Raw genomic sequence first — 15,442 nt, 5'->3', positions numbered from 1 at the left:
CGACGTCCACCAACCTTTTTCTGTGCGTAAAGCAATAGAGCGCCACGGGCAAGAGGCTGCTGACGCTGTGCAGCACCACGACATCCGGCCGCTGGCGCCGCAGCGCCAAATAAATCGCCGGCCAAGTACACCATGGTTGTCCCTGCCTAGACTGAATGCACTCAAACGGCAACTCCAGCAATTCACATAGTTGCCGATAGCCGGGTGCGAGAGGTTCTATGCCAACAAATAACAATGCTGGCTGCCATTGCCCCTCAATATCACCAGCCAGCAAGCTGAATGCCACACTGGCATGGCCACCAAGACCGGAATAGAGCACCTGCGTCACCCGCCTCACGCATCTAGAAGCATCAGGCTTGCTTATGTTCATGCTATCTGGCTTCAACCCGAATTTTTCGGGCAATCATCAAAAAGTCAGGTGACCACGATCGACCACGCAATTTGATTCCAAATCTATCCAAAATTCGGGCCACTTTACTCAAACTTACTGCCACCGCCGCAACTAACTTACCCAAAATCCAGTATTTAAGCCATCCCGTATTACCCCATAAGCGCATTACCCCGACATAGTCATTAAACAAAATTTCGTAACCACGTTCCTTGAACCATAACATGGCTGCTGGCTGCATCACATCCACATTATGGTTATCCAAATCTGGTCGATCAAATAGGTAATGCCAAAAATATTGGAACCCTGTGAAATTCGGCATCTCTAGAACAACGTAACCGCCCTCATAAATGTACGAATCATGGAGTTGCAGTACCGATTCGAGAGTCGCCCCACGAAAGTGCTCGACGAGTCCGAAGCTGCAGACGACGTCGAATTGTTCATCGATACGCTCGACGAACATGTCCATGTGGTGCAATGAAACTTGCTTTCCAACAACTGCCAACGTGTCGACAAACCGCTGCGCATCGACTGAGAAATCGATACCCGAAATATTCCACTGCGTGCCCTCTGCCAGTGCGGCTGTATAAAGGCCAGGCGCGCACCCCAACTCCAAATAACGTAAAGGAGCATCGGGCAAAATACGACGAACAATCGCCAGCCACTCATCACGCCGCTTCACCATGTCAATGGTGCTGCGACTACCCCAATTTGCATTATAGCGCCAGCGCTTTTTATCAGTAAGTTTCATGCAATCTGCCTAGTGATCATACGTTTCAATTTCTCATTTTTGGCATAGCAAAACATCCGCCGAATATTCAAGTCAGACATCATCCTTGAGGCGATAGTATTATATTTTGGATCGAGAATTATACTGATTACCCGACTATGGCGAGCCAAATTAATCAGGGCCGTTGAATTAAATCCATATGTTACCGGAACAAATCCAGTCGATATTAATAATAGAACCAAATCCTCCGCGATCATTTTGGCTGGATCAAACCCTTCTATTGAATCCAAAAAATCTGCCACAACCGGTAAATTGTGTTTGTCACTAGGGTGTGGCAATATCAGATCGAATTTAACTGATTGCAAGATTTTATCGTGCCGCGATTGAATATCACTATCAGAAAACAATGAACCAAGCAAAATTCTTACGCTCTTATTTTTCCGGGTGGACTTTTGTTTACTGACGTCGTCAAATAAATTCAACTCTTCAATAGGGCATTTGAAACCCACCACAAATTTGTTTTCGTAAATAGTGTAGTGCCGCGCTACCTTATCGAGCATATCAATATTATTACACCCCCCGAATAAAATCTTAACCAGCCGACGAGTTACAGGTTCAGAATTAATCCAGTTGCTAAAAGTACTCAATGAAACATTAAAACTTCCATCGTCAAAAGTATATATTTTTGCATCTTTATTTCTGCCCGCAAAAAAACTAAATGGTATAGATCCTATACTGGCAGCCAACAAGTGACTAAATTTAGTTTGTCGAATTGTTAGTGGAATTCTCCACCATGCAATGGCGTCAGTTAATGTATCTGAAAATCTCCATTGCTGCCTTGCTACAAAGTACTTTTGCGTGGTTTTTATTTTCTCAAAATAATAATTATGTTTAATGTTATTGCTGACAGGGCAATAAAGGACAACAACTTCATAATTAATTAATTGCAACAAACAGTTTATGATGAGCGCCTGCAGCGGCGTTCTGCAAAATATAAGGGCCTTTTCAGTCATTGGATGAAGTTAATAAATAGTTGCGCATTCACGCGACTAATCTATGGAGATATAACAAAAGTACAAGGTATTAATTGGGTGCAATAAAGAGAATATCTTCCCTCGTATGACCAAAGGGCAGACCTGCAGGCTGGGCTAACAGATAAGACTCATAACCCGCCGCGCGTCCGCATTTCAGCAGCGTAAGCAAGAGATCATCATCCACCACCAGCAGGCGCTCGTCTGTCGTTAGACCGGACAACGGATGGGTGCCCGCACTTGCGACAAGTGCTTGCCACTCTTTCGAGGCAATCTCGCCTGACTGCGATACGGTAAACCGGCGTTTCTTGTCCTGGTTGGGTAAGTCACCAAGCAGCAGCCGACCGCCAGGGCGCAGTAAAGACAATGCGCGTTGCAAAAATTGGATAGCTGACGACTGATTTTCAACGTACTGCAGGACCGAGTAGACAAGGATTTTCGAAAAAGGAATGCCTGGCAGTGCCATCGTAAGAAAGTCGCCTGGATAGGTTTCGATTTGCATTGATGGTCCGCACCGTGCAGTCAGTCGCGCCAGTGCTGCATGGTTGTCGATACCCGCAGAACCGGCTACTTGGTAGCTCAAAGGCAGAAGCAGGTTACCCGGGCCACACCCGATCTCCAATAGTGTGTCGTCACAATCTAGGACGAGCTTTTTTGTGACATCCATGATGATGCGTCGCTCTGCCGACGACTGAAAGCGGTATCGGCCGGCGACCTCAATGTTGTCAGCGTCCTGCAGTCGTGCAAGCCGAGCGTAATTGTCAAACGATGTCGAACTCATTGGAACTGACCTTTAGGTTTAGGTGTTGGAATATTTTTTGAAGATGCACACGCGAGACGTCCATGTGAACCGGCAGCGGCGCGACCCGAACCCAGTTCGTGTCAGGACTGGTGCGCGCAACGTTGAACGATCTCAGCCCGGCACTCACAAGCCCCGATGGACCCCAAACATGCTGCCACTCGGACGGCAACCTCATTGGCAAATTAGATGGCAGTCGGCCAGTTCGTTCGTATGACCGGCTGAGGTCGAGTGAGATATGCCTGAGGAGAGATAACCGCTCCTCTGTGACTTGGTAGATAGCTTTAAGACGACGAAGGGCCTGACGGCGTAGCGGCATGACCAATTCCCCCTGCAGCGCTTCAGCACCGTTCCAGTAAGTTGCTGCGAGTGCACTCGATTTTGAACGCCATCGCAGGAACGCTTGTAGCGCGGAGGACGACCTGCTGGCGCGTAAGGCGCGCAAAGCGCTCGCGCGTTCGGCATGCCGGCAAAATACGACGCCCCCGGATTGTGTGCCCAACACCTTGGGTAGTGACCAAAGCGCAAAATCGCCACCAATGGCAAAGGGTGATGACCCTGGGATCAGCAGGCTGTCAACTGAGTCCTCGATGATCCTGACATTCGAAGAAAAACTAGATTGATTTATGTGCCCCCATTGGTGATAAACAAGCGCTGCGGCGATGTCGCCCACCTCGGCAACGACTGGAATAGGGGTGCAAACATGTGCGATAGCCTCAAGTACGCAATGACTGGAAAACGGTGGCGTCCAGATCAGATCCGGTCTGGACAGCCCCAGAACTTCGAGAACGGCAGTGAGCCCGGCTCGCGCGCTTGAGAACAAAACGGGCTCGCTGCTAGGAAAGAGAGTGCGCAGCTTTGCTTCAATTTCTTTAGACGTGCACGGGGGTCCAACTAAATCTCTCGCCGAAAGATTCATTGACTGAGGCCACAGAAAGAATCGAGTGGGCATCATACTTGTCCCGCAATACTGATCGCGTCGCGGTTCGCAAATGGCAGACGAAACTCAAAACGACAAAACTGATTGCTGGCAAAGCCTTGCTTGAATGCTGCGATGGTCACTTCCTTGTCGGTTGGCTTCGGCTGGTACTGCGGGTAGTGCCGTTCGCCGAGGCAATACCAGCGCAGGCCGCGCGCCTTCATCGTCTCGATGGCGCGCTGCTGCACCACATGACCCAGCGGCTTGTCGAATAGCGAGCGGTCATAGGCGCCTACGGCATACAGGCCTTCGTCGCGGGTGCACTGGAAAAAGCCGGCCCCGACCAGGCGCCGGTCGGCTTGGTCGCGCAGGCCGACCAAGAATGCTTCGCCCTTACTTAGCATCGTGTTCTGTCGGGCCCAGGTCTCGTCATTGCGGGTGATGCGACCGGAAACGTTACGGTGCAGTTGCTTGAATTCCGCCCACACTGTGTCACTTACGTTGCTTTGATCGAGAACAAAGATGGACCAGTTGCGCAAGCCCACATTGATTAGCGGTCGGAAGCTCTTACGGACGCTGGCTCGTATGTCCGGTAACGCGGGCCGTAAGTCGGCGTACAGATCGTGCCGCAGCATGACTGTGGCACCTGCGGCCAGCAATTGCTGGTGCCACTCGCTGGCCCCCTCAGTGACCAGTCCAGGCGCGGGGCCTTGCTCTAGCACCGGTTCGGCCAAGCCTTGCTCGACGCACAACAAGCGCATGAAGGCGATGGCGCGGGCGCAGATCTTCTTGACTACGCGTGGCGATAGGCCTGGCGCGAAGACGGGCGCCATCACAACGGCGCCGGCGCTAGTGATTCGCGGGCTGCCGTTAGGGCCGCCTAGCGACAACGGCCAAAGGGCGCAAGGGCGCCCGTCGATACGCAGCACCAAGCTAGCGTCATATAGCGTCCAACCGGCGCCCCGAAAGTAGGCGCGCTGGTATTCGATCATTGAGATGGAATAAGCCACGCTTTGGTAGGGCAGGGAGTGCCAGACTCGGTCCCACACTTCGGGATATTCACACTGCATCACAGCGTCAAGATCAGCGGCTTTTAGCGCGGCGTAAATGGTATCTTTAATGGGCAGCATCTCTATCTAGCGAATGCTTGGGTTGAGGCCGCTGCGTTGTAGGCTCTGATGTCATTCCTCACTGAAGGTTCTCAAGTAAAACTGGCGTATTCGCAGCAGTGCCGGTTTTAACCCGCTTGCCAATCACCACATCAAGATACATCGGCGCCGCACCAAACCCAGGCCGCACGCTGCGTACCGCATCATGTGAAATGATTTCGCCCGCTTGCAGATTCTTGACGAAATACAGCGACCGTCGAAATTTCACATTTCCCTGCTCGCTCGATTTACGCCCGTAATCAACCTTGCCCAGCGCTGCCCACGCCGTTTTGCTGTCTTTGCACAGGGCGGTCAATTCCGCAGGTTCCAGCGAGAAACTGTCGTCCGGCCCGCCACCGCTGCGGTCCAGCGTGAAATGCTTTTCGATGATGGCCGCGCCCATAGCCACACTGGTTATTGCGGTGGTGTTGTCCAGCGTGTGGTCAGACAAGCCTGTGACCAGACCAAAGCGCTCGATCATGTCGGGGATGGTGTGCAAGTTGTAGTCTTCTGCCGGCGCGGGGTAGCCGCTGACGCAGTGCAGGATAGCCAGTTCCTTGCAGCCGCCTTCGCGTGCGGCATCAATGGCTTCCTGAATCTCTTCGGCATCGGCCATGCCGGTGGAGATGATCATGGGTTTGCCGGTGCTAGCGACGTATTTGATCAGTGCGTGATCAACCGCTTCAAAAGATGCGATCTTGTAGGCCGGTGCATTGCGTGTGTGCGGGCATGCGCAAACAGGGGGGCGTGCCACTCCCACGGCATGTGGGCTTCTTCATATAGCTCATAAAGCGTTTTTCCATCCCATAGGCCGCCGTGAATGCGAAAGTCATCCGTATCGCAATTTAGTGTGATGGTGTCGGGGCGGTAGGTTTGCAGTTTTACGGCATCTGCACCAGCCTGTTTGGCGGCCTCGATGATTTTGAAAGCGGTTTCAATGTTGCCGTTGTGGTTGGCGGACATTTCGGCGATGACGTAGGGCGGTTCGTCAACGGCAATCCGACGACCTGCGATGGTGATATTGGGATGATTCGACATGGTGTTCTCTCTTATGTCTTAGGGGTTGGGTTGCCATTCATGGCATAGCAGGCCAAAGCAGATGACGTGGTGATAGCACTCACCGTCAAAATGCTGATCGCGCAAGTTGCCTTCCTGCTGAAAACCCAAGGATTGGTGAAACTGGATGGAACGATGGTTGTACGCCAGCGCCTGGCCACAGACTTTGTGGAGTTTGAGTTGGCTGAAGGCATGGTTGAGCGCTGCGCGGCCAAGTTGCCGTCCGCTGCCTTTGGGTGCATCGGGTGCCGCATAAAAACCCCAGTCGGCAAGGCCCCCGTTTCCTACCTCATTGAAGTTCACAAACCCCAGGGGCTGATGGTTCTCTTCAAAAATCAGCAAGTGTTTTTTCGGGTCTGGCAAGGTGCGTTCAAACCAGCGCTGATGTTCATCTAGCGTGATTTCATGCTGGGTGTACATATTGCGTCGAACGTCTGGATGGTTGCGCCAAGCCAGCACCCGTTCCAGATCTGCATGAACCATGGGCCGAATTTGAGATGAGACTGGGGTTGATTCAGGCATTGAGCACTCCCATGGCGTTCAGGATTTTTTCAACGCCCTGCCCGTTGGTGATCGCACTGGCGGCAAGACTCATCTGGCTCTGGCAATCTGAATCGATCAGTTCAGCGGCTGCCAATGGCAGTTGCGTCGCGATATCGCTCACGCCCCCAATCAAACGGGCTGCGTGTGCAGCTTCCAGGGCTTGGGCGCTAGGTTGTTGATTTTCTGCCAGCACCACCATTAGGGTAGGCAAGCCTAAGCAACACCGCTCCCACGACGTACTGCCCGCCGCACCAATCGCCAGATCACTGTCGGCCATTCGCTGGGCCATGTCACTGACATTGACGACCACTTCGGTTGGCCAAGGCATCTGTGCCGCCAGTTCCCGGACGTTCTGCAACCATGGCGCCGTCAGGCCCATGACCACGGTGATGCGGCAGTCGGCTGGCAAAGCGCAAGTTTTGAGGGCTTGCAACACTTTTCCGGTGGCGTTGGGTTGATCGACGCCGCCCATGGTGATGAGCAACTGGCGCAAGGCAGGCTGCGCCTGGCGACGCTGCAGGCTGTAGGGGCGCAATGCCGCAAACTCAGGGCGCAACAAGGCGTAGTGCGGACCAGTGAGCACTTGGCAGTGTGCAGGCACCAGCGAGGAGTAGTGCTCGGGCTGGCTCCCCAGGTTTTGATCGAGAATCAGGTCGCAGCGATGGGGCCGATCCGCCAGGTCGTCGATGACCAGCAGTTGGCGGTAATGCGGCGCAAGCGCCTCTTCCCAGCGCTGGTCAAGGGCGTAATGGTCTACCACCAGCCAGTCGGGTTGCAGGCTGGCAAGAATGGCGGCGGTTTCTTGCGCATCGTTCTGCCAGGTGCTGCCTAGCCAGGCTGCGTGGACGGGTTCTCGCTGCTGGCTTGGTGCTTCTTTAACTATTTTTTTAATAGCTTCTTGCGCAGGCTGCACGGGCGCTACAAGGCTATTCACCTTATAACCGCGCTGGCGAATAACTTCCAGCAGGTGACCGGGGTGCTCGCGGCTGATGAAGTGGCAATCCGCGCCTTGAGCTTTGAGTGCGTCGGCAAGGGTCAGGCAGCGCATGACGTGGCCACTGCCCATTTGCAGGGAGGCATCGGCGCGGAAGGCAATTTTCATCGGCGATTTAGTTGAGGCGTTTGAAACCACCATGGCATACCGGCCCCTTCAACAGACTCATCACATCGCGACCTTCCTCACATTCTTTGATGAGACCAAACACTGGATCGAGTGCTTCGAAGAAGCCCTTTACGACCTCTGGCGTATGTTCGGTACAAACGTAAACGCTGTTGCCGGCCAGATAGCCTTTGGCTAACATTTCTTGGGTGATGAGCGTCTTGTAGGCTAATGCGTTAGGGCTTTGGAACGTAAAACCTGTAAGCGCGGGCAAACCCCAGTGGTCAATATTGAGCGCGTGCTTGTCCGCCAGTTGCTGCCAACTCTGGCGGATTTGCAAACCGGTCTGGGTGATGGTGTCCCAAGACTGCAGGCGCTCCATGACTTCCAGCGTTTTCAGCGCTGCGCTTGGACCGATGCGTTCTGTCCAGAAAGTACTGCTGATGAAGGTGGATTGGGCTGCCTCCATAATTTCACGGCGACCAATTGTGGCGGTGATGGCGTAGCCATTGCCAAGAGCCTTGCCAAACATGGCCATATCGGGCTCCACGCCATACAACTTGTGCAAACCGCCAAAGGTCTGACGGAAGCCGGAGGTGCATTCGTCAAAAATCAAAACAATGCCACGGTCTGTAGCCAGCTTGCGCACTTTGTGCAAAAAGTTATCTTCCGGCCCTTTGTTACGAACCACCTCCATCTTGATGACGCCGATGTCTTGGGTGTTCACCAGTGTCTCAAGCTCAGCGTAGTTGTTGTAGTTGAAGGGGAAGACCGTGCCGCGCAGACTTTGCGGCACGCCTTTGGGCTCCAGCCCCGGCAGCAAATGACCAGCCAAGTGGTCGTCATCACCCAAGTTGGCCGCCAAATACCAGTCGTGCCAGCCGTGATAACCGCACACGGCCACTTTGTCTTTGCCCGATGCTGCTCGTGCAATGCGTATCGCGATTGCATTGGCCTCCCCACCTGAGCGCGCGAGGCGGGCCATATTGGCCCATGGATGAAGCTCCACCAGCTTCTCGGCCAGGTAAACCTCTTCGGGACAGTTGAAGGTTGACATGTTGCCGGCAGCCAAGGTTTGCTGCACGACCGCATCCACCTCAGGATGGCCATAGCCCAAAATGTTGGTGCCGATACCCATGATAGACATGTCAATGTATTCATTGCCATCCAAGTCCCATACCTTGCAGCCCTTGGCTTTGCTGAAGTAGGCGGGCCACTGCTCCGGCAGAAACATTTCTGCACGCTTGGAAAGCAGCATATTGCCCCCGGGAATGACGTGCTTGGCGCGTTTCCAGAGTTTTTGACCGGTACCCATAATGGCTCCTTCGTTACGAAACAGGTTTTGGTTGGAATAAAAAATTTCGGGTCGGCTGCGCTGCAATTGCAGAACTTGCTGCCAGCTGAAGTGGATGTCGGGTGCGAAGTGCGCAAATATTTTTGACACAACGTCATAGTCTGCTGGCTCATCTACGGTCCAGCGAAGGTCAGACAGATCTTCACTGTGTTGCATGCCGGCTTGCAAGAATTGACTGGACTCACGCAGATAGGGTGTTACGTGTTCGTGATCAAAGGGTTGGCTGGTTTCTTGCCCAGCTTTTTCCAGCGCGGCGAATGTGAAAACTTCAATATCCAAACCATCCGGAAAAGTCGGTGGAGCGGTATTACTGAAATAGTCAACCTTGGATGCTTTGAACTGACGAATAACCTCGTCTACCAACGCAGGATCAACCAGTGGGCAGTCTCCTGTGATCCGCACAACTACGTCTGCATTTCCTGACTTGGCGGCCTGAACGTAGCGATCAAGCACATCATCTTCACTGCCTCGATAGCACTTGTAGCCCAAGGCATTTACATGATCAGCCAAGGGCTGGTTACGCGGATCCGCTGAGGTGGCCACCATAATTTCATTGGCCTCTTTGGCACAAGCCAAGCGGGTAAGCAACACCTCAATCATGGGTATGCCGCCAATCGGCTTCATTACTTTGTTGGGCAAACGGGTTGAGCCCATGCGGGCCTGAACAATGGCAACGACTTTCATAAATCACTCCATCGACCCGGATTGATCAGGTCTGTATGGATAGGTCGCGGCCAGCTTGGCAGGCTTGGCAGGCTTGGCAGGCTTGGCAGGCTTGGCAGGCTTGGCAACGTTGAGTGGGAGGCAGCAAAAATTTCTTTGAGTTGAGTGATGCTATCAACGCCAACGACAACCTTGTCAACTTCTTTAATTGCCATGACATAGCCGAGACATGCTTGAAGAGGTGTCAGCCCGGTTTCACCAAGCCAACGTGACCACTCTGACCAAACGCTGTTCCAGCGCTCAAATTTCTCAGGGCGTTTACCCGCCGGCATTAACAGCAGGCCCTGAAGGAATGCAGAGCGGACATGCAGTTCTGTGCCTTGCTCTTTTAGTTTTTTGGCCCAGCCAGATTCCACTAATCGACGATCCAGAATATTCAAGGGCGCTTGTACAAGGTCAAACTGCATTGTGCCCGGAAGCATGTCTAACTCTTCGGGCGCATAGACTGACACTCCAACTTTTCGGGTGATGCCCTGCACCTTAAGGTGCTGAAGCGCTTCATACAACGATTTTCCATGCTCGCCCAGCAATTGCTTGGGCCGATGGAGCAACACACCATGCAATTGACTAATGCCAAGACGTTTGAGCGAGTCATCTATCTGTGCTTCGACCCAGCCTGCCACATCAACACAACCTTCGGGGATCGCAGATAGTTTGGTTACTACTGACCAACCATTAACGCCCACTTGACCTAGAGTACTTTCGCTGTCGCCATAGGCAATCGCGGTATCCAGTGTATCGACGCCATTACTAGTAGCAAGTTGAAAAATATTGTGGACATCTTCAAGTTGCACTCGACCTGTTTGATTGGCAATGCCGTATTCGATGCCAAATTGAACAGTCCCCAGCACTATCTTCATAATACGAGCGCAGTTTTTAACGCGGCCATAACTTGGTCTTGTTGTTCGTCAGTCAATGCTTGGTACATGGGCAGGCTGATCGCCTCACGGTAATAAGTTTGCGCCTGCGGGAAGTCATCTGGCTGAAAGCCCATTCGCTGGTAATAAGGTTGTGTATGCACGGGAATGTAGTGCAGGTTGACACCAATGCCCAGCTCGCGGAGGGTCTCAAAAACCTGAAGGTGACTGCAGCTAACTTTGTCAAGCTGCAGGCGGATTGGATAAAGGTGCAGGCCTGAGTAGCTGTCTGGGTGCTGCCAGGGAGTGATTATGGGCAAAGTTGGCAGCAGCTCGTCGTAGCGGCGAGCCAACTGGTGGCGGCGCGTGACGTAGGAGTCCAGACGGTGCATCTGGCTCACGCCCAGTGCAGCCTGCAGTTCGGTCATGCGGTAGTTGTAGCCGAGCTCAATTTGCTGGTAGTACCAAGGACCATCGGCTTCGTGGGTCATTTGCGCAGGGTCGCGGGTTATGCCGTGACTGCGAAAAAGTGCCATTTTGTTGGCCAGCTCAGCGCTATTGGTCAAGGCCATGCCGCCTTCCGCGGTTGTGATGATCTTGACCGGGTGAAAACTGAAAACGGTGATGTCGCTGTAACGGCAGTTGCCGATAGGCTCGTTCTTGTATTTGCCACCAATGGCATGCGAGGCGTCTTCGATAATCTTGAAGTTATAACGCTGGGCCAGGGTGTGAATGGCTTGCATGTCGCAGGGCTGGCCGCACAGGTGCACCGGCACCACAACCTTGGGCAGGCGACCGGCTTTTTCTGCGGCGATGAGTTTTTGCTCTAGCGCCTTCGTGCACAAGTTATACGTGCGGGAATCAATGTCAACAAAGTCAACCTGGGCACCACAGTAAAGGCCACAGTTGGCAGAGGCAACAAAGGTGATGGGCGAAGTCCACAACCAGTCGCCGGGACCCACACCTAAGGCCAAACAGGCGATGTGCAGCGCGGAGGTGGCGCTGTTGACCGCCAGTGCATGCGTTGTGCCGCAATAACTGGCCACAGCCTCTTCGAACTTGGGCACCATAGGGCCTTGGGTCAAAAAGTCTGACTGCAGCACCGCCACTACGGCATCAATGTCTGACTGGGTAATGTCTTGTCGGCCGTAGGGAATCATGCGAGGTTTTCTTCAGGATGAGTTACATGTTCGGCAATCAATTGCTGCAATTGCTCCACCGTGAGGAATTCCGTATTACTGCCGCTGTCGTAGGCAAAACCCGGCGGAACGGGTCGCCCACCGTGAACCGCACAGTAGCTTTCTGCAGAGTGGGCTCCGGCCGACGGCAGAATGGCGAAGTACTTGCCCAGGTCAACGGTGTTGAAGCTGTCGCTGCCGGTAATCATTTCCTCATGAATCTTTTCGCCAGGGCGGATGCCGATGATGGGGTGTTCACAGTCCGGACCAATCGCTTTGGCCACGTCAGTGATGCGGTAGCTAGGTATTTTGGGCACAAAGATTTCGCCGCCCTGGGCATGCTCCAGGGCCCACAGCACCATGTCCACACCATCTTGCAGGCTGATGTTGAAACGGGTCATGGCCGGGTCTGTGATCGGGAGCATGCCCGTCTTGCGACGTTCCAGAAAAAAGGGAATCACAGAGCCCCGACTTCCCATGACGTTCCCGTAGCGGACCACGCTAAAACGCAAATCTCGGTGACCCTTGATGTTGTTGGCTGCCGTAAATAGCTTGTCTGAGCAGAGCTTGGTAGCGCCGTACAGGTTGATGGGCGCAGCTGCCTTGTCGGTAGACAGGGCGACCACGCGTTTCACATTCGTATCAAGGCAGGCCTCGATCACATTCTGTGCACCGAGAACGTTGGTTTTGATGCATTCAAATGGGTTGTACTCGGCGGCTGGTACCTGTTTGAGCGCGGCGGCGTGAATGACGATGTCAATGCCCTCCATTGCCCTGCGCAACCGATCGGCATCGCGAACATCGCCAATAAAGTAACGCAAAACCGGATACCTGGTCTCAAGGAATTGCTGACCCATTTCATACTGCTTGAGTTCGTCACGGCTGAAAACGACCAAGCGCTTAACCTCCGGAAAGCGTTCGAAGATGGTTTTGACGAAGGCTTTGCCAAAGGTACCAGTGCCGCCGGTAATGAGGATGGATTTTTTATTAAGCATGGATATCAAATTTTAGAGGATAAAACGGCGGTCTTGGCCGCATGAAAAGGCCGAAGAAGTTCTGGATATGTGCAAGAGCGCAGCAACATACCGTTACTGAGTTCAAAGATGCGATCACATCGACTTAGGGTAGAAACGCGGTGGGCAATCATCAAAACCGTTATCTCCTTACCCAAGGAATCAATGGCCTGCATGACTGATTTTTCGGTAACATCGTCAAGAGCACTGGTGGCTTCGTCCATAACCAAAACGTCTGCTTGCTTGTAAAGAGCACGAGCAAGGCCTATGCGTTGGCGCTGCCCGCCAGAGAGCCGAACGCCGCGCTCACCCACCGAGGTTTGGTACTGTTCAGGTAAGGTTTCGATAAACTCGGCAAGCTGTGCTTTGCGAGCTGCTTCATGCACCCGCTCCTGATCGATATGGCGAGGATCGACACCAAAGGCAATGTTTTCCTGAATGCTGGTGTCTGCCAAATAGATTGACTGCGGTACATGGGCAATGCGCGCCTGCCACGCACGGCGGTTGGTGCTGGTAAGTGGCTGCCCGTCAATTTCGATGCTGCCTTTCGTGGGTTCCAATAGGCCCATGATGAGATCAATCACTGTGCTCTTCCCACTGCCGGTCTTGCCAACGAAACCGACGCGGCTACCACGCGGAATCTCAAGGCTGATTTGGCGGATGACTTCAGGGGCGTCTTTCTTATAGCGGAAGCAAAGATTACGCAATGCGATCCCGTGCTCAAGATGCGCTGGAATATTCGCGGAGAATTCTGAATATTCATCAGGAATAGGTTGGTCCAAAAGCGCAACAACGTCTGTCAAGGTGGTGCGGTTGCCGCTTAATGAGACCCAGCCATAGTAAACCTGCTGCATTTGCGGCATGAGCTTTTGCGCACCGATAGCAAGTGCACCCAGCACCGGAATTGCAGCAGACATTCCACCAGCGCGCCGGCTCAACCAGTAGGCCAAGGCGGCTATCAATACCATACCGATGGATTCAATCAAATAGCGTGGGGCAGTCCCAATAAAATTGTTGGCAGCCCGCGCCTCGCATTGAGCAACTTCGATTTTTGAGAAACGGTTGATGTACACACTTTGCGTTCCGTCTATAAGCACATCACGAATTCCGCCCAACCCTTCCTGGACAGCCTGCACTCGGCGCGTTTCGTTGTCATTAATGATCAGACTATTGACGCGCAACTGACGGCGGGTGCTAAAGGTGACAAGAATATAGATCACCCCAAAACCGAGCCCAGCAAAAGTAGCGGTGACCGGATCGATGCTTACGAGCGCGACAAGTATCGCTAACGAAAGAATTAGCGACACAGCGCCTTGAACCAGCGGACTGATAACACTGAAAACTACCGTTTGAACCTTGTTGAGAGCCGCGATGATCTCGCTGGTATTGCGCGCTACATGATAGCTGTAGGGCTGATAAAGCGTACGGCGATACACATCAATACCGATGTCAGCACCTACGCCAAAGGTAAATTTAAAACTTACCCACGAAAGCAACATGCGCACGACTGCTGCGCCAACGGCAATAACCGCGAACAAAAGCGTTGCAGGAAGAAGAATGCTCTCATGACGACCCCAGCCCAGCATCACAAACGTGTTTTGAAGCAGTGGGTATTTAGGCGCAAGCGTTGGATCTGTAAGGAGAGCAAGAAAAGGTATTACTGCTCCGAAAGTAGCCAACTCGGCGACCGCGCCCAGAAGCATGACCGCGAACAGTCCGACGAGCTGCCAGCGTCGCTGGATGGACAGATGCACCAGCAACCGGCCAAGTCCGCCCAATAGCGACAAAGGTTGTGAGGACGACGTTTTAGTCATGTTTGCAAGGCGGCCTGACCGCTGTGCGGTTGAATGGGGTGAGTCGGCATGCTGGAAAAGACGCTTTGGTTTTTGGTAGGTTACTTGGGATTGTCGGGTGACGCTAATCTAACCCAACCTGCGAAAATGCTATTACTTTGATAGCTATCTATGACCGTAGTCATTGGACAAGAGGCCGATATTACCCTCATTTTCCCACTGGCGCGCTTGAGGCAGCCAAGTAACCTGGCAGCACGGCTGCCGGCACGCACCGGTAATGAAAAAGGGATAGTTCTGCGGGTGGGTGTTTGAGGCTTTGGGACTTGACCTGTGCTTTTGGGGTTGCTGGCCTGGAACTCGCGGTATGCGGGCTGGTTGACTGGGTGTGGGGGCATGGAGGCGGGGACGGCGCCCGATTCGTCATTGCTAGGCTGCAAGCCGCGGCGATCGATCGTTGACGAAGCGGGGACAGGGATTGCCGCGCTTCGGTCGCAGTGACGAGTCCATTGGGCCGATCGCGTTTGCGATTCGCCAGCGGCGACGTAATCGAGAAGGTCGGCGGTCGTCATGGCTGCATCAGCAGGGCATCGCCCAGCAATTTGTTGCGGGTGAGTTCGATGGACGGATGCAGCCAGTCGATTCATGCCGGCGCCATGGTCGCTTTTCTGGGTCTGCCGCCTTTGGGCTTGCGCTAGACCAAAGGGAAATGCAAACGATGCGCCGTCGGCCAGTTCGATCACCGGTGGTGCGGCTCTATTTGATAGCAATGACAGCATGATAATCACTGGTACGGTGCCTGGGCAGTGCGTTC

At 53.4% G+C, this 15,442-nt stretch carries 14 protein-coding genes and 1 pseudogene; all 15 read right to left on the bottom strand.

Translation table 11 applies throughout. From position 1 onward, the window contains the following. Positions 1-328 (bottom strand): hypothetical protein (locus tag HHJ19_RS15425; RefSeq protein ID WP_296908755.1); only part of this gene is annotated, 328 nt, incomplete at its 3' end. Between the two features lie 43 nt (positions 329-371). Beyond that, a complete protein-coding gene (locus HHJ19_RS15420) occupies positions 372-1,139 on the bottom strand; it encodes a bifunctional 2-polyprenyl-6-hydroxyphenol methylase/3-demethylubiquinol 3-O-methyltransferase UbiG (RefSeq protein ID WP_296908754.1) in 768 nt (255 codons plus the stop codon). Then, a complete protein-coding gene (locus tag HHJ19_RS15415) occupies positions 1,136-2,131 on the bottom strand; it encodes a glycosyltransferase family 52 (RefSeq protein ID WP_296908753.1) in 996 nt (331 codons plus the stop codon). Before HHJ19_RS15415 ends, HHJ19_RS15420 begins: the two co-directional genes overlap by 4 nt. Positions 2,132-2,201: 70 nt before the next feature. Then, positions 2,202-2,930 carry a trans-aconitate 2-methyltransferase gene (locus tag HHJ19_RS15410; RefSeq protein ID WP_296908752.1) on the bottom strand — a complete coding sequence of 243 codons (729 nt, stop codon included), beginning with the start codon at positions 2,928-2,930 and terminating at the stop codon, positions 2,202-2,204. Then, a complete protein-coding gene (locus HHJ19_RS15405; RefSeq protein ID WP_296908756.1) occupies positions 2,911-3,900 on the bottom strand; it encodes a putative PLP-dependent aminotransferase in 990 nt (329 codons plus the stop codon). The genes HHJ19_RS15410 and HHJ19_RS15405 overlap by 20 nt, the downstream gene beginning before the upstream one ends. Continuing rightward, a complete protein-coding gene (locus HHJ19_RS15400; protein WP_296908751.1) occupies positions 3,900-4,997 on the bottom strand; it encodes a FemAB family protein in 1,098 nt (365 codons plus the stop codon). The genes HHJ19_RS15405 and HHJ19_RS15400 overlap by 1 nt, the downstream gene beginning before the upstream one ends. Before the next feature lie 58 nt (positions 4,998-5,055). Next, complete coding sequence (locus HHJ19_RS18085) at positions 5,056-5,244, bottom strand: SAF domain-containing protein (RefSeq protein ID WP_366929417.1); 189 nt, start codon at positions 5,242-5,244, stop codon at positions 5,056-5,058. Positions 5,245-5,337: 93 nt separating this feature from the next. Continuing rightward, positions 5,338-5,978: pseudogene (locus tag HHJ19_RS18080) on the bottom strand (N-acetylneuraminate synthase family protein); the annotation flags it as partial. A gap of 93 nt (positions 5,979-6,071) precedes the next feature. Next, complete coding sequence (gene pseH / locus HHJ19_RS15390; RefSeq protein ID WP_296908750.1) at positions 6,072-6,554, bottom strand: UDP-4-amino-4,6-dideoxy-N-acetyl-beta-L-altrosamine N-acetyltransferase; 483 nt, start codon at positions 6,552-6,554, stop codon at positions 6,072-6,074. A gap of 31 nt (positions 6,555-6,585) precedes the next feature. Next, positions 6,586-7,716 carry a UDP-2,4-diacetamido-2,4,6-trideoxy-beta-L-altropyranose hydrolase gene (gene pseG, locus HHJ19_RS15385; RefSeq protein WP_296908749.1) on the bottom strand — a complete coding sequence of 377 codons (1,131 nt, stop codon included), beginning with the start codon at positions 7,714-7,716 and terminating at the stop codon, positions 6,586-6,588. A 7-nt stretch (positions 7,717-7,723) separates the two neighbouring features. After that, positions 7,724-9,751: an aminotransferase class III-fold pyridoxal phosphate-dependent enzyme gene (locus tag HHJ19_RS15380; RefSeq protein ID WP_296908748.1), complete on the bottom strand. Its 2,028-nt coding sequence runs from the start codon at positions 9,749-9,751 to the stop codon at positions 7,724-7,726. Further along, positions 9,748-10,650 carry an aldo/keto reductase gene (locus HHJ19_RS15375; RefSeq protein ID WP_296908747.1) on the bottom strand — a complete coding sequence of 301 codons (903 nt, stop codon included), beginning with the start codon at positions 10,648-10,650 and terminating at the stop codon, positions 9,748-9,750. Before HHJ19_RS15375 ends, HHJ19_RS15380 begins: the two co-directional genes overlap by 4 nt. Continuing rightward, positions 10,647-11,807, bottom strand: a complete 1,161-nt coding sequence (gene pseC, locus HHJ19_RS15370) for a UDP-4-amino-4,6-dideoxy-N-acetyl-beta-L-altrosamine transaminase (RefSeq protein WP_296908746.1) — start codon at positions 11,805-11,807, stop codon at positions 10,647-10,649. The genes HHJ19_RS15375 and pseC overlap by 4 nt, the downstream gene beginning before the upstream one ends. Beyond that, a complete protein-coding gene (gene pseB, locus HHJ19_RS15365) occupies positions 11,804-12,820 on the bottom strand; it encodes a UDP-N-acetylglucosamine 4,6-dehydratase (inverting) (RefSeq protein WP_296908745.1) in 1,017 nt (338 codons plus the stop codon). Before pseB ends, pseC begins: the two co-directional genes overlap by 4 nt. 5 nt (positions 12,821-12,825) lie before the next feature. Then, a complete protein-coding gene (locus tag HHJ19_RS15360) occupies positions 12,826-14,652 on the bottom strand; it encodes an ABC transporter ATP-binding protein (RefSeq protein ID WP_296908744.1) in 1,827 nt (608 codons plus the stop codon). Between the last annotated feature and the right edge of the window lie 790 nt (positions 14,653-15,442).

It is taken from the genome of Polaromonas sp. (assembly GCF_012927415.1).
Lineage (GTDB): Bacteria > Pseudomonadota > Gammaproteobacteria > Burkholderiales > Burkholderiaceae_C > Polaromonas.
This window is presented reverse-complemented; position numbering and strand designations above follow the sequence as displayed.

What these genes read in the sequence shown, in the direction of transcription:
- HHJ19_RS15415 (WP_296908753.1), bottom strand. Translation starts at nt 2,131, where the DNA reads ATGACTGAAAAGGCCCTTATATTTTGCAGAACGCCGCTGCAGGCGCTC.
- HHJ19_RS15360 (WP_296908744.1), bottom strand. Translation starts at nt 14,652, where the DNA reads ATGACTAAAACGTCGTCCTCACAACCTTTGTCGCTATTGGGCGGACTT.
- HHJ19_RS15405 (WP_296908756.1), bottom strand. Translation starts at nt 3,900, where the DNA reads ATGCCCACTCGATTCTTTCTGTGGCCTCAGTCAATGAATCTTTCGGCG.
- HHJ19_RS15410 (WP_296908752.1), bottom strand. Translation starts at nt 2,930, where the DNA reads ATGAGTTCGACATCGTTTGACAATTACGCTCGGCTTGCACGACTGCAG.
- pseG (WP_296908749.1), bottom strand. Translation starts at nt 7,716, where the DNA reads ATGAAAATTGCCTTCCGCGCCGATGCCTCCCTGCAAATGGGCAGTGGC.
- pseH (WP_296908750.1), bottom strand. Translation starts at nt 6,554, where the DNA reads ATGGTTCATGCAGATCTGGAACGGGTGCTGGCTTGGCGCAACCATCCA.
- HHJ19_RS15380 (WP_296908748.1), bottom strand. Translation starts at nt 9,751, where the DNA reads ATGAAAGTCGTTGCCATTGTTCAGGCCCGCATGGGCTCAACCCGTTTG.
- HHJ19_RS15420 (WP_296908754.1), bottom strand. Translation starts at nt 1,139, where the DNA reads ATGAAACTTACTGATAAAAAGCGCTGGCGCTATAATGCAAATTGGGGT.
- pseB (WP_296908745.1), bottom strand. Translation starts at nt 12,820, where the DNA reads ATGCTTAATAAAAAATCCATCCTCATTACCGGCGGCACTGGTACCTTT.
- pseC (WP_296908746.1), bottom strand. Translation starts at nt 11,807, where the DNA reads ATGATTCCCTACGGCCGACAAGACATTACCCAGTCAGACATTGATGCC.
- HHJ19_RS15375 (WP_296908747.1), bottom strand. Translation starts at nt 10,650, where the DNA reads ATGAAGATAGTGCTGGGGACTGTTCAATTTGGCATCGAATACGGCATT.
- HHJ19_RS15400 (WP_296908751.1), bottom strand. Translation starts at nt 4,997, where the DNA reads ATGCTGCCCATTAAAGATACCATTTACGCCGCGCTAAAAGCCGCTGAT.